The 13,124-nt window shown below is 72.0% G+C and carries 10 protein-coding genes; 3 read left to right on the top strand and 7 right to left on the bottom strand.

Translation table 11 applies throughout. From position 1 onward, the window contains the following. Positions 1-16: 16 nt before the first annotated feature. The 7 genes from U8525_RS23945 to U8525_RS23915 all read right to left on the bottom strand — a co-directional run bounded on the left by U8525_RS23945 (position 17) and on the right by U8525_RS23915 (position 7,663). Complete coding sequence (locus U8525_RS23945) at positions 17-811, bottom strand: hypothetical protein (protein WP_374268619.1); 795 nt, start codon at positions 809-811, stop codon at positions 17-19. Positions 812-849: 38 nt separating this feature from the next. Then, complete coding sequence (locus U8525_RS23940; RefSeq protein ID WP_374268618.1) at positions 850-1,917, bottom strand: nicotinamidase; 1,068 nt, start codon at positions 1,915-1,917, stop codon at positions 850-852. Between the two features lie 21 nt (positions 1,918-1,938). Then, positions 1,939-3,807 carry a hypothetical protein gene (locus tag U8525_RS23935; protein ID WP_374268617.1) on the bottom strand — a complete coding sequence of 623 codons (1,869 nt, stop codon included), beginning with the start codon at positions 3,805-3,807 and terminating at the stop codon, positions 1,939-1,941. 4 nt (positions 3,808-3,811) lie between these two features. Then, positions 3,812-4,615 carry a protein phosphatase 2C domain-containing protein gene (locus tag U8525_RS23930; protein WP_374268616.1) on the bottom strand — a complete coding sequence of 268 codons (804 nt, stop codon included), beginning with the start codon at positions 4,613-4,615 and terminating at the stop codon, positions 3,812-3,814. Between the two features lie 179 nt (positions 4,616-4,794). Further along, the gene (locus tag U8525_RS23925; RefSeq protein WP_120555557.1) at positions 4,795-5,484 is read right to left on the bottom strand and encodes an NUDIX domain-containing protein; all 690 of its coding nucleotides are present in this window, start codon (positions 5,482-5,484) and stop codon (positions 4,795-4,797) included. An 86-nt stretch (positions 5,485-5,570) separates the two neighbouring features. After that, positions 5,571-6,572, bottom strand: a complete 1,002-nt coding sequence (locus U8525_RS23920) for a diacylglycerol kinase family protein (RefSeq protein ID WP_374268615.1) — start codon at positions 6,570-6,572, stop codon at positions 5,571-5,573. Between the two features lie 86 nt (positions 6,573-6,658). Continuing rightward, positions 6,659-7,663, bottom strand: a complete 1,005-nt coding sequence (locus U8525_RS23915; protein ID WP_374268614.1) for an SDR family NAD(P)-dependent oxidoreductase — start codon at positions 7,661-7,663, stop codon at positions 6,659-6,661. A 279-nt stretch (positions 7,664-7,942) separates the two neighbouring features. Here U8525_RS23915 and U8525_RS23910 point away from each other — a divergent pair, with 279 nt between their 5' ends. From U8525_RS23910 to U8525_RS23900, 3 genes are all read left to right on the top strand, one after another. Then, positions 7,943-9,487: a PEGA domain-containing protein gene (locus U8525_RS23910; RefSeq protein ID WP_374268613.1), complete on the top strand. Its 1,545-nt coding sequence runs from the start codon at positions 7,943-7,945 to the stop codon at positions 9,485-9,487. A gap of 43 nt (positions 9,488-9,530) precedes the next feature. Continuing rightward, entirely contained in the window at positions 9,531-10,958 is a 1,428-nt protein-coding gene (locus U8525_RS23905; protein ID WP_374268612.1) for an IgA Peptidase M64, read from the top strand. Positions 10,959-11,099: 141 nt separating this feature from the next. Further along, a complete protein-coding gene (locus tag U8525_RS23900; RefSeq protein WP_374268611.1) occupies positions 11,100-13,079 on the top strand; it encodes a lamin tail domain-containing protein in 1,980 nt (659 codons plus the stop codon). The last annotated feature ends 45 nt before the right edge of the window (positions 13,080-13,124 follow it).

Genomic DNA, 13,124 nt, shown 5'->3' with positions numbered 1-13,124 from the left:
ACGGGATACTCCCCCGCTAGGCCCCGAAGCCGCCCAGCGCCGTGCGGCTGAAGCTGGCCGCGCCCTGGCTGACGCGCACCGCGGACTGGCTGAACACCTGGAACGCGGCGCGGATCTCCTGGGCGCTCTGCCCCGGCGTGAGAATCCAGCGGTCCGCGATGCCCATCTCCTGGAACACGCGCCGGAAGTCCGTCACCCCGTCGTCGATGCCCATCGCCGCGACGATGTGGTTCTCCACCCGGTGCAGGTCCTTCACCAGCGCCGCCACGTCCTGCGCCCGCGCCTTCTGGGAGGCCTGATCCGCGCCATCCGTGATGAGCAGCGTCACCGTGCGCACCGGCACCCCGTTGCCGCTGAACTCCTGCGCCTTCGCCAGCACCGTGCCCAGCAGCACCACCGCCTGGTCGTACAGCGGCGTCCCGTTGTCCGCCGAGTAGTTCTTGGAGTGCATCCGCACCACGTCCTCCAGCGGCCGGAAGGGATTGAGCACGTGGCCATTCAGGTAGCGCGTGTGGAACAGCACACCGTCCTTCTGCTGGCTCGCCAGCAGCGCATCCAGCACCAGGTTGTGCCCGTCGCACACCGTCTTCTCGTGCCCCGAGTGCGCGATGCTCCCGGAGTCATCCGGCATCACCGTCACCAGCACCACCTCGCTCGCCTGCACGTCGTCCACGTGGATGCCCAGGCCCGCCTGGATCTGCGCGCCCAGGTCCACCACCGTGAGCGTCTGAAGCGCCGCGGCGCTCAGCACGCCCTCCGCGTGCGCGTCCTCGAAGAGCTTCGTGACCCCCGTCCCGTTCGCCTTGCTCATGTCCGTGTCTCCCTTCGTGTGAGTGCCCAGGTCAGACGTCACGCCAGGTGCAGGTCCGGCCAGCTCGCGAGCGGGTCCGTCGACTTCACCAGGTGCATGCCCGCGTCCGCGAAGCGCTTGAGCGCCGCGTCCGCCTGCGGCGTGAAGTCCGCCGCGAAGCCGCCCTTGCCGTCCGGCACCGTCACCGACGACATGCAGTCCGTCAGCAGGTACACCTTGCGAGCCAGCGCCGCGTCCTGCGCGACGATCTCTCCCAGCAGGTCGTCGATGCTGCTCTTCACGCAGTGGCTGGCGGCCTGGCCGCCAATCACCACCGCGTCCGAGGTGAGCAGCGTCTTCAGGAACTGCGTGTTGCGCTGCGCGAGCGGCTGGCCGTCATGCCGCATCAGCACCTCCGGTCGCAGCACCGAGTAGTTCTCCGTCAGCGGGTTGCCGCCCTTCACCTCCACCCACGACTGCACGCCGCGCGCATACGAGTGGAACAGCCGCGCCTCCTGCACCACGCCCGACAGCGCGTGCCCGTCGCTGCCCAGCAGGCAGTGCGGCGGCCACAGGTAGAGGGTGTACTTCCCCGCGCGCTCCAGCTCCTCGCAGTAGAACTTCACCTGCTTGAGCAGCCACGGGTAGTTCCCGCCGCACAGCCACTTCGCCACCGCCGGGTTCGGCCTCGCCTGGCCGCGCTCGAGCTGCTCGCGAGTCACCTCGCGGTACGGCTGGAGCGGCTGGTCGTCCTGGTCCACCCAGAAGGACGGGAAGAAGATCTGGTAGGCGAAGTGCGTGTCCAGCGTCGCGGTGACGTTCGTCAGCGTCCCCAGGTTCCGGTAGATGAACTCCGCGATGCGGCGGTTGTCGTCGATGGCGCCCCGCCCGCTGCGCCCCGCCACGTACAGCGAGCCATCCGGGAAGCAGAAGTCCTTCTGCACGTCGATGAGCAGCAGGTGCAGGTTGAAGCGGTCCGTGGCCGCCGCCGTCACGCCCTGCGCCGCCTTCCACGCTCCGGCGTCGCGCTGGAGCTTCCCGGCGTTCGGGCCGTAGCCGTACTCCGCCGCGTGGTTGGAGTCGTAGAACCCGGGCAGCGGCAGTTCCTTCGCGGTCGTCTTCGTCATGTCCAGCCCCCTGTCTGTGTTTCAGTTCATCCGCAACACGGTGAGGTCCTGAGGCCCCACCACCGTCAAGCCCTCGCGCGACAGCAGCAGCCCGCAGCCCGCGTCCACGAACGGCTCCGCGTCCGGGAACTCGCGCGCCGCCTCCAGCCGGCCCTGCCGGTGCTCCACGCGCACGAGCCCCGCGTCCGTGGCGCAGAAGAGCGCGCCCCCCACGGCGCACTTCCCGCGCAGCGTCCCCAGCCACGAACCGTCCCCCGCGTCGGCCCGGGCGCTCGCGCGCACCGCGCCGGCCGGCCCCAGCAGCACCGCGTGGTGCACCGTGCGCCCGCCGGCCTCCTCCGCGAGCAGCAGCCACACGGTGTCCCCGTCGAACACCGCCTCCGCGTCCAGCAGCTGCCCGGAGGGCCACGGCAGCGCGAGCCCGTCCCGCAGGCCCTTGCGCTCCACGTTGAACAGGAAGGCGCCTCGCAGCCCCGCCGCGCGGTGGAACCCCAGGCCGAACCGGGGGCCCACGAACAGCCGCGTCTGGCCTTGCAGCACGTCGCCCCACCGCTCGGCGCCGTAGGTCCCGTCCCGCCACAGCCCGCCGCCCGCCGCCCAGAACCGGTGTCTGGCATTGGCCGCGAACACCGGCCGCTGGTCGCAGACATCCACGCCCAGGTACTCCGGCCCCTGGCCCGGCGGGAACACCGCCACGCGCCCCCGCTGTCCCAGCAGCGTCACGTCCCCCTGCACCTCCCAGCGCAGCGACGGGTCCAGGGCGCCGCGCATCACCGTGCGGCCGTCCTCGCGCCGGTACGCGCCGTCCGCGTGGTAGACGAAGCGCACCGTCCCGTCCTCCGCGCTCGCGTGCAGCAGCACGCCCCGGGTCGTGAACTTCCGCTTCGCGGTCACCTGCCCGCGCACCGCCGACACCGGCGTGGCCGCCACCGTCGCGTGCGGCTGGCACGTGGGGCACGAGGCCCGCGCGTGCTCCAGGCCGCACGACGCGCACGCCGTGAAGCGCAGCCCCTCCAGCACCGGCAGCGGGAAGGCGTCGCGCCGGTCCTCCACGAACACCTGGTGGAACAGGTGCAGCAGCGCGTCCGGCAGCGTGGCCCGGGGCAGCGCGGGCCTGGGGTACTGCACGTCCGGGTGGAGCACCGTGACGCGCTGGAGCAGCCGCCCCACCGCGTTCAGCCGCGCCGCCTGCGCCTTCGGCTTGTGGATGCCGCCCTGCGGCCCCACGCACAGCAGCGACTGCATCACGGTGACGGCGAAGGCATACCAATCACTCTCCACCGTCGCCGGCCGAGCGGGCGTCAGCGCCTGCGCGCCCGCGTCCAGCCGCAGCGGGTCCAGGAACCTCTCCGTGAACACCGGACACAGGAAGGCGCCGAACTGGAAGCTGTCCGCGTCGATGAGGTACGCGTCCGTGCCCACCGTCAGCACGTTCAGGTCGTTGAAGTCCCCCACCACCACGCCCGCCGCGTGCACCGCCCCCAGCACGCGGTGCAGCCCCGCCAGCACCGTCACCGCGTCGGCGGCCTTGCCTCCCGCGCGGCGGAACGCCGGCTCGCTCCAGCGGCGCAGCGGCGCCACGCCGTCCAGCTTGCGCATCGCGTAGCCCAGCACCTCCGCGCCCTTCTTGTCCGTGGCCAGGGCCTGCGGCGTCACCACGCGCGCCGGAAGGCCCGTGGGGAACGCGCGCAGCTTGCGCTGGTGCTCCGCGAGCCGGGCCTTCGCCGCGGCCTGCTCGGGCGCGAGGCCCTGGTAGTCCGGGTGCTCGGGCCGCTTGAAGACCTTGAGCGCGCGGCCATCCCCCAGGTCATACACATCCGCCTCGCCGCCCTTGCCCAGCGCCCGCTGCGGCTCCAACCGGACCTTCCTTCCCTCCAGCCAGACGTCCATGGCCTCACGCCCTCCCCATCCGGCGGCGCAGCACCACCAGCGTGGTGTCGTCCGTCAGCAGCCCCGGCGTGCGCAGCAGCCGCCGCTCCGCGAAGTCCGCGCGCACCGACTCGCGGTTGAGCTGCGCCAGCCGCCGCCGCACCGCGTCCGGGTTGGTGAAGTACCGGTCGTCCGTCCAGAACCGCGACAGCGGGCCCACCGGCTCGTCGCGCTCCGGCAGCCGCGCCCGCGAGAGGCCCAGCAGGTCCCCCACCCCGTCCGTGCCCACCAGCAGCGCGTGCACGTCGTCCGTGGGCACCAGCGCCCGGGGCTCCAGCCGCACGTCCTCTCCGCGCAGCAGCGCGTACGCGAGATACGGCGGCGCGTTGCCCGGGAACGGCCCCAGCGCGTGCACCTCGCCGTTGAGCATCCACACCCCGTCCCCCGACGAGAAGACGAGCGTGTGCGTTGTCGTCACCACCGCCCCCACCAGCGTGAAGAGCAGGTCCCCCAGCACGTCCCGCCCCAGCGTGGACGCCAGGCCCTCCATCAGCTCCAGCAGGTCCGCGCGCAGCCCCGGCAGGAAGTCAGCGCCGTCCACCGCCTCGCCCCGCTGAAGCCTCGCTTGCGCCGCCTGCGCCAGCCGCCGCGCGCCCAGCTGCGCCCCCAGCTCACTGCACGGCTGACTGCCACAGCCGTCCGCCACCACGACCACCAGCCCGTGCTCGCTCCGCCGGACGCAGGCCGCGTCCTGGTTGTTGCGCCCCGACCGCGCGTGCTCCCGGCCCTGCACCGAACCCACCGCGACATCGAAGGGCAGCGTGGACATGGCTCTCCCGTGGCCCTCGAAGGGCACGCACGACATGGGAACCTGCTGGCGAGCGGGCGGCCCGCGCCGCCCGTCTTCGTGTATCTACGACACCAACATAGTGTCCATATGACACGAAGTCAAGGTGACGTGGGACGGCCTGTCAGCGGGCGCCGAGGGCATGACGGGCGGTGGGGGGGTCAGAGCTCGAAGTTGAAGCCGGCCTTCTCGAGCTGCTTGTACTTCTTGTGGTCGAACCGGTAGAGGCGCGCGGCGCGGTGGGAGACGTCCTGCTCCACCTCGTCCAGCTCCTCCAGGAGGTCCATGGCGAGGATCTTCTTGCGGAAGTTGCGCTTGTCGAGCTCGCGCTCCAGCACCGTCTCGTACAGCCGCTGGAGCTGGGACAGCGTGAACTTGGGCGGCAGCAGCTCGAACCCGATGGGCTGGTAGCGCACCTTGCCCTTGAGCCGTTGCAGCGCGGTGGTCAGCACGTCCGCGTGGTCGAACGCGAGCTTCGGCGTGTCCCAGACGGAGAACCACGCCGCCTCGCGCGCGTCGGTGGACGCCTGGAGGTGGTGCTGCGACAGCTTCACCAGGGCGAAGTACGCCACGGTGATGACGCGGCCCCGCGGGTCCCGGTCCGGCGCGCCGAACGTGTAGAGCTGCTCCAGGTGGCTGGTGCGCAGGCCGGCCTCCTCCTCCAGCTCGCGGCGCGCGGCGTCCTCCAGGGACTCCTCCATGCGCACGAAGCCACCGGGCAGCGCCCACCGGCCCTGGTAGGGCTCCACGCCGCGCTGGATGAGCAGCACCTTGAGGTCCTCTTCATCCAGCCCGAAGACGACGCAGTCCACCGTCACCGCCGGGCGCGGGTACTCGTAGGTGTGGCTCACGCGGGGAAACCCTCCGGCCCGCATCGTGTCCAGAGGACACGGTGCCAGCAAGCGCCTTCGCGCGCGGAGGGTCCGGGGGACCGCGGCTAGACGGCGACGAGCCGGCCCAGGCGGCGCCAGTCGACCAGGTTGACGTTCTCCTCCGCCAGGTCGAACTCCAGCGAGCGGCGCATGCCCAGCACGTCGCCGCCCATCTGGAAGGGCACGTCGCGGTCGAAGTCCATCCGCAGGCGCTCCACGAAGAAGTCGTGCATGCGCGGCATGGGGTGCTCGCCGCGCCACAGGCGGAACATGTTGCGCGTGGCCTCCAGCACGCCCGCGCCGTACACGCGCACGGACAGCCGGTGCGGCACCGCCTGCGCGAACGGGAACGCCTTGAAGCCGAAGCCCCACTCCGGCGTCGTCGCCGCGCCCGCCACGCCCGCGGGGCCCTGGTACAGCAGCTGCCCCGCGCCGCCGTTGGGGATGGGCTTCACCGCGCCCGTCGCGTCGACGGTCAGCGCGGACGCGCCCAGGTTGTAGACGGAGACGTTCGGGTTGCCCTCGCCGAACAGGTGGCGCGGCACCGTGCGCGTGAACATGGCGCCCAGGTAGCCGCGCAGGCCGGACTGCGCGCTCTTGAGCGGACCGGCCGAGGCGAGCTGGTTCTTGAAGTCCTGGATCATCTCCGCGTCCCAGCCCGTGCCCGCGAAGGGCGCCACCTGGCCCTCCACCCGCACCAGGGAGAAGGGACGCAGGGGCGGCAGGCGCTCGCCGTACGCGGCGATCTGCTTCAGCGCCACCTGCGGACGCGGCGCCCCGGTGACGCGGGCCCAGGCGTTGCCCGTGCCCAGCGGCAGCACGCCGATGGCCGGCAGGGCCACCCCCTGCGAGCGCAGCTCGTTGAGCAGGCCGGTGATGGTGCCGTCCCCCCCACCCGCGAGCAGCAGGCTGGGCGGGTCGTGGCGGAGCTGGTCCACCCACTCCCGAGCCTCTTCCAGCGAACGGGTGAGGGCCACCCGGGCCCGGGGGAGCAGGTCTCGGACGAGCCCGCCCATCCCCTCGGTCCCTTTACGCGCACGCAGATTGACGAGGACGGCGATGTTCATGGCGGGCGCGACTCTTCCCCAGTTCATGTCATGGCCCCGTCACGGAGAAGCGCCCCGGCATGGGGACGCCCGTGGGAACATGGTCATCACGCCCCCAGGGCATGGGCCAGCCGCGCCTCCAGGTGGCGCTCGGCCGCACGCCGGCGCAGCGTCACCGCCGCGGCGGCCAGCCCGCCGGCCACCAGCAACCGCCGCAGCCATGTTTTTCCGGTGCCGTGGTAACCGCCGGACGCCGTGGCCCCCTCCGCCATGGGCCGGAAGACGTTGCCGGGGGTGGGGCCCTGCCGCGCGTCCTGGAAGTGCAGCGCGTCCGTTCCGACCCGCAGGGTGCGCTCGAACGCGCGGGGGAACAGGCCGTGCATGGCCGCGAAGCTCTTGCCGGCGGGGCCGACGATGACCTCGGCCTGGGGGTGGCGCAGCACGCGGAGGACGGTGCGGGCCACGCGCTCCGGCGTGTAGACGGGCTCCACGGGGCGGACGCGCCAGCCGGTGTAGTTGGCGGTGTGGCGCCACAGGGGCGTGTCGATGGCGGCGGGCAGCACCGTGCACACGTCGATGCCCGTCCCGAGCAGCTCCTGGCGCAGCGACGCGGAGAAGCCGCGCACCGCGAACTTGGAGGCCACGTAGGCGCTCAGGTACGGCGCGGGCACGGCGCCGAAGGTGGAGGACACGTTGACGAGCGTCCCGTAGCCCTGGCGGCGGAACTGGGCGAGCGCCACGCGCGCGCCGCTCACCGTGCCGAAGAAGTTGGTCTCCATGAGCTGACGGAACGCCTCGTCCGGCGTCTCCTCCAGGCTGCCCAGCATGTAGACGCCCGCGTTGTTCACCCAGCCGTCGAAGTGGCCGAAGGCCGCCACCGCGGCCTCCGCCAGCTTCCGCACGGCCGCCGCGTCCGCCACGTCCGTGGGCACCACGCGCGCCTGGACGCCGTGGGACTCGCACTCGGCCGCCAGCTCCTCCAGCGGGTCCTCCCGGCGCGCGGCGAGGACCACGTGGGCGCCCTTCTTCGACAGGAGCAGCGCGGTGGCCCGGCCGATGCCGCTGGAGGCGCCCGTGATGACGATGACCTTCTGCTTCCAGATGCGATCCATGGAGTGGGGTCCTTTGCTGGCGGGCCCGCCGGCCCGAACGTTCGACCTGGGTTCGTGGACGAAAAGGTGGGGATGACGCCCGGCGTCGCACCCGGGACGCCAGCGACTCACCCGGAGGGCAGCCGACGAGGCAGGGGCCCCGGAATCCGGACGGGCGTCCACGCGCGGGACCGCGGGGCAGGCGACGGGGCTCGCTGGCCTGGAGGGTGGGCAGTCCGGTAGAGGACGGAACGCGGCCTGCATCGCCGGTCCAGCCATCCCTTCCACACCCACGTGCCCATGCCCTTCCGTCCGAAGCCATCCGCGTTCGCGCTGATGCTGTGTCTGCTGTGCGCCACCGCCTCGCGGGCGGCGCCGCCCCACCGGCTGGTGGTCTCCAGCGGCGACTGCCGGGACGCGGAGCTGAGCGGCCAGTCCAAGGCGTTCTACGACGCCCTCCGCGCCCGCCCGGAGCAGCGCGTGCTGAGCGCCCCCGAGTTCGCCGAGCGCCTCTTCCCCGCCCCCTCGCGCTCCTTCGAGGACCTCCAGCGCCAGCTGGACGCCGCGCAGGACCAGTTCTACGAGGGCCGCAACGCCCGCGCGACCCAGCTCCTGGACGACGCGCTGAGCGACATCCGCCGCCTGCCGCCGGGCGAGCCGCGCTGGAAGCTCTTCGCGCACGCGCAGCTCCTGCACGGGCTCAACCACCGGGCGCTGGGGAAGACGAAGGACAGCGACGCGGCCTTCCTCCAGGTGCTGCGCCTCCAGCCGAGGTACCAGCTGGACCCGGACCAGTACGCCCCCTCCATCCGGCAGGCCTTCGAGAAGCTGCGCCGCGACCTGGCCCGGACGCCCAAGGTGAAGCTGTCCCTGAAGTCCACGCTGCCCGCGGCGGACGTGTACCTGGAGGGCCTGGGCATGGGGCAGACGCCGCTCACGCTGGAGCTGCCCGCCGGGGCGTACAACCTGACCCTGGTGAAGGGAGACACGGTGAGCTTCCCCCGGCAGGTGCAGGCGCAGGGGGCGGACACGCCGCTCCTGGTGGACCTGGCCTACGAGGGGTCGGTGACGGCCGCGCCCTTCCCGTGCCTGTCCGCGACGGACGGCAACGAGGAGCGCACCTGGAGCCACGCGGTGCGCCTGGGCGGCACGCTGGGGGTGGAGGAGGTCATCGTCGTGCGGCTGGAGCACCCGAGCAGCGGGCCCAAGTGGTTCGCCGCCACGGTGCTCAACGTCGACGGCGGGCAGAAGCTGCGCGAGGGCGGCTTCAAGACGCAGGGCCTGGACGCGCCCGGAGAGGCGCTCTCCGCGCTGGTGGACTTCGTGACCACGGGGCGCTCGCCCTCCAACCTCGTGGTGATGAACAGCGCCAACGGCAAGGCGCCCTGGGACGCGGGCAGCGCGCGGGGCACGGCGGCCCCGTCCGGCGCGGGCGTGGACCTCACCGCGCCCAACCTGCTGTCGGAGGACGGCGCCAGCGGCGCGGCCGCTCCCGGCAGGGGCCTGCGCACGGCGTCGTACGTGGCGGTGGGCGCGGGCGCGGCCGCGCTGGGCGGCGCGGGCGTGGTGCGGCTGCTGGCCCAGAAGGACCTGAACGGCCTGGAGGACCGCCGCGCGGCCAACGGCGGTCGGCTGGTGAGCACGGATGCCCGGGCCGTCGCGCTGCGCGACGCGCTGGTGGGCAAGAGCCACCTCATGACGGGGCTGCTCGTGGGCGGGGGCGCGGCGGTCGTCACCGGGGCGGTGCTCTACCTCGTGTCCTCCCCCGCGAAGGCGCCGCCCGTGGCGCTGGGGGTGACGGCGGACGGGACGGGCGCGGCGGCGAGCGTGTCCGGATCGTTCTGACCGTTGCTGGCCGGGAGGCGAGGGGCGCGTAGAGTCGCGCCTCATGCGCGCTTCCCTCCTGCTGTTGCTGCTCACGGCGAGCACCGCCCTCGCCGCGCCCCGGACGTTCCGCGTCGACTACTTCCACACCGGCAACGCCACCGAGGAGCGCTTCAGCCTGGAGCGGCTGGTGGTGGAGCCGCTGCCCTGGCCGGGCCACCCGGCGCGGGCCCTCGACGAGACGAACCTGGGCAAGTACCTCTTCGAGGTGAGGGAGCGGCAGACGAACCGGCTCCTGTACTCGCGCGGCTTCGCCTCCATCTTCGGCGAGTGGGAGCTGACGGACGAGGCGAAGCAGGCCCACCGCACGTTCAGTGAGTCGCTGCGCTTCCCCACGCCGGACCGCCCCGTCCAGGTCATCCTGAAGAAGCGCGACGAGCAGAACGCCTTCCGTGAAGTCTGGTCGCTGGTGGTGGATCCGAAGGACCCCTTCGTGGATCCGTCCTCGCCGCCCGCGCCGGGCCCGCTGCTCAAGCTGCTGGAGAACGGGCCGCCGCAGGACAAGGTGGACTTCCTCATCCTGGGAGACGGCTACACGGAGGCGGAGCGCGCCAAGTTCGAGAAGGACGCGCGCAAGCTGGTGGACACCCTCTTCAGCTTCTCCCCCTTCAAGGAGCGCAAGGCGGACTTCAACGTCTGGGGCCTGATGCCCGCGGCGGCCGAGTCCGGCATCTCGCGGCCCTCCACCGGCGTCCACCGCCGCCCGCCCCTGGGCTCCACCTACGACGCCTTCGGCGCGGAGCGCTACATCCTCACCTTCGACAACGCCGCGCTGCGCGACACCGCCGCCTTCGCGCCCTACGAGTTCATCGAAATCCTGTCCAACGGCAACACCTACGGCGGCGGAGGCATCTTCAACCTCTTCAGCACCGTGGCCTCCGACAGCCTCTGGGCCCCCTACGTCTTCGTCCACGAGTTCGGCCACCACTTCGCGGGGCTGGCGGACGAGTACTACACCTCCGCCCCCGTCTACGGCACCGCGCCCGCGGAGCGGGTGGAGCCCTGGGAGAAGAACGTCACCGCCCTCCACGACCCCGCCCAGCTCAAGTGGAAGGACCTGGTGGCCCCCGGCACCCCGCTGCCCACGCCCTGGAACCAGGCCACCTATGACGCGCATGCCCTGCAGGTGCAGCAACGCCGGCAGAAGATTCGCGCGGAGCGCAAACCCGAGGCGGAGATGGACGCGCTCTTCACGGAGCAGCGGAGCTGGGAGGAGAAGTTCCTGGGCACGCAGAAGGTCTCCGGGAAGGTGGGCGCCTTCGAGGGGGCCCACTACGAGGCCAAGGGTTATTTCCGCCCCCAGACGGACTGCGTGATGTTCACCCGGGACCGGGTGCCCTTCTGCGCGGTGTGTCAGCGCGGCATCAGCGAGGTCATCGACCTGTACGCGGGTCCACCGTCCAGGCCAGGTCCAGGGCGGAGGAGTCCCTGACTTTCTTTGATTTCCAGGCACCGCAATGTCCCGTCAAGTGACAGGGACGTGGCAGGTGGTCTGGCAAATGGACGCCCCTCTGTCTTCGGGTGTAAGGGGGACCGCACCTGCAATCTGGACCCCCATTTGGGAGGCATTCACATGCTGAAGCAGAGCCTGAAGCGGAGCTGGCTGCCGGCGCTCGTGACCACCGTGTTCGTCACGGTCGGCACGGGTTGCGGCGACGAGTGTGTTGATCAGTTTGACTGTCGGGACAAGGGCACGCCGCCCGCGGGCCAGGCGTATGCCTGCGTGGAGAACAAGTGTGAGCTGCGCACGGTGAACACGCCCCCGGAAGAGGACGGGGGCACTGAGACCGACGCGGGCACCGGGACGGACGCGGGCACGGAGACCGACGCCGGCACGGAGACGGACGCGGGCACGGAGACGGACGGCGGCACGGAGCCCCAGGCGTGCAGCCCGGCCTGCGCGCTGACCGAGTCCTGCAACATCGAGACGAACACCTGCGAGCCCTCCGGCGTCACCACGCCGCCGGCGGATACGAGCGCGCAGATCGCCGCGTTCATCGCGGCCCCGGCGGGCGCGCAGACCGCGCCGCTGCCCGTGAGCGGCGCGTTCGTGACCTTCATCAAGCCCGAGGTGGCGGGCAGCGCGGCCACGGAGGCCGCCGGCTTCTTCCTTCAGGCCGAGGCCAACGGCCCGGCGATGTTCGTGCGCGGCTCCGCGTCCCCCACGTCGGTCGCCGTGGGTGACCGCGTGACGCTGAACGTCACGGAGAAGGAGATCATCAGCGGCCTCAACGTGGCGAAGACCGTCACGGACCTGACCGTGGTGAGCAAGAACCACGGCGTGTGGAACCTGGACACCGCGACGCCCCCGGGCCTGAAGGTGGACGCGAACGCCGTCAGCACCTTCGAGGACGCCGGCACGACCGCCGCCTACGAGAGCCGCCTGGTCACCGTGTCCGGCAAGCTGGAGGCGGGCGCTGGCAGCGGCGCGGCCTTCACCGCCTTCCCGCTGGACACCGTGGGTGAGCCGACCGCCAGCCCCCTGCGCCTGCGGATGCCCACCACCCTGTCCACGGACCTGGACCTGGTCGCCGGCTGCGACGTGACCGTGCCCACCGGCATCGTCTGGCGCTTCACCGCCCAGCCCCAGGTGTCCGTGTTCGCGCCGGAGCAGCTCACCATCACCTCGTGCCCCGCGCCGAAGCTCACCGAGGCGCGTCCGCTGAGCTCCACGGAGGTGCGGCTGACGTTCGACCGGAAGCTCAACGCGGCCAGCGTGCAGGCGGAGGACTTCGGTCTCACGCCGTCCGTGGCCGTGTCGGCGGCGACCGCCACGGGCAACCAGGTCTCGCTGACCACGGCGGAGCTGACGGGTGGCACGGAGTACACGGTGACGGTCAACGGCGAGGTGACGGACCTGGCTGGCAAGGCCGTGGACGCGGCCGCCAAGACCGCGACGTTCACCGGCCTGACGCCTCCCCCGACGGGCCCGTCGCTGGTCATCAACGAGATCGACTACGACAACGTGGGCAGCGACAACGCGGAGTTCCTGGAGATCTACAACCGCGGCACCGAGGCGGCGGACCTGACCAACGTCGAGCTGCTGTTCGTGAACGGCGAAGCCCCCAGCAACGCGCGCAAGGAGTACCTGCGCTTCGAGCTGAAGAACACCAAGGACGCGGCTGGCAACACGGTCACGTCGCTGCCCGCGGGCGGCTACATCGTCGCGGCATCCGATCCGTTCTTCGCCTCGGCGAACCTGCCGGCGGGCACGCTGCGGCTGGTCCTCAAGTCGGCCTCCGGCGCGAACACCGACATCATCCAGAACGGCACCGGTGACGGTGCGGGCCTGCTCGACACCGTGGCGGGCACGCTCCTCGACAGCGTGTTCTACGAGGCGGGTGGCTCCCCCGTCCCGAGCGCCGTGTTCACCATCGCCACGGCGGCGGGTGACAAGACGCTGAACTTCGAGGAGGGCGCGCGCACCACCGCCGCGGACTCGAACGCCACCGTGGGCTCCCTGCAGCGGACCCCGAACGGCAATGACACGAACAACAACAACGCGGACTTCGCGTTCGTGACCACGGTGACCCCGGGCGGCCCGACGCCGTAATCGCCGCGCCAGAGCCCCTGCTGTGACAAGGGCCGCGTCCACTCC

It is taken from the genome of Corallococcus sp. RDP092CA (assembly GCF_041903675.1).
GTDB lineage: Bacteria > Myxococcota > Myxococcia > Myxococcales > Myxococcaceae > Corallococcus.
Note: the sequence above shows the minus strand (reverse complement) of the source record. Positions and strands in the feature narration are given on the sequence as shown.

Excerpts from the sequence above, each read along its gene's own strand:
- U8525_RS23905 (WP_374268612.1), top strand. The coding sequence starts at position 9,531 with ATGCGCGCTTCCCTCCTGCTGTTGCTGCTCACGGCGAGCACCGCCCTC.
- U8525_RS23945 (WP_374268619.1), bottom strand. The coding sequence starts at position 811 with ATGAGCAAGGCGAACGGGACGGGGGTCACGAAGCTCTTCGAGGACGCG.
- U8525_RS23920 (WP_374268615.1), bottom strand. The coding sequence starts at position 6,572 with ATGAACATCGCCGTCCTCGTCAATCTGCGTGCGCGTAAAGGGACCGAG.
- U8525_RS23915 (WP_374268614.1), bottom strand. The coding sequence starts at position 7,663 with ATGGATCGCATCTGGAAGCAGAAGGTCATCGTCATCACGGGCGCCTCC.
- U8525_RS23940 (WP_374268618.1), bottom strand. The coding sequence starts at position 1,917 with ATGACGAAGACGACCGCGAAGGAACTGCCGCTGCCCGGGTTCTACGAC.
- U8525_RS23900 (WP_374268611.1), top strand. The coding sequence starts at position 11,100 with ATGCTGAAGCAGAGCCTGAAGCGGAGCTGGCTGCCGGCGCTCGTGACC.
- U8525_RS23935 (WP_374268617.1), bottom strand. The coding sequence starts at position 3,807 with ATGGACGTCTGGCTGGAGGGAAGGAAGGTCCGGTTGGAGCCGCAGCGG.
- U8525_RS23930 (WP_374268616.1), bottom strand. The coding sequence starts at position 4,615 with ATGTCCACGCTGCCCTTCGATGTCGCGGTGGGTTCGGTGCAGGGCCGG.
- U8525_RS23910 (WP_374268613.1), top strand. The coding sequence starts at position 7,943 with ATGCCCTTCCGTCCGAAGCCATCCGCGTTCGCGCTGATGCTGTGTCTG.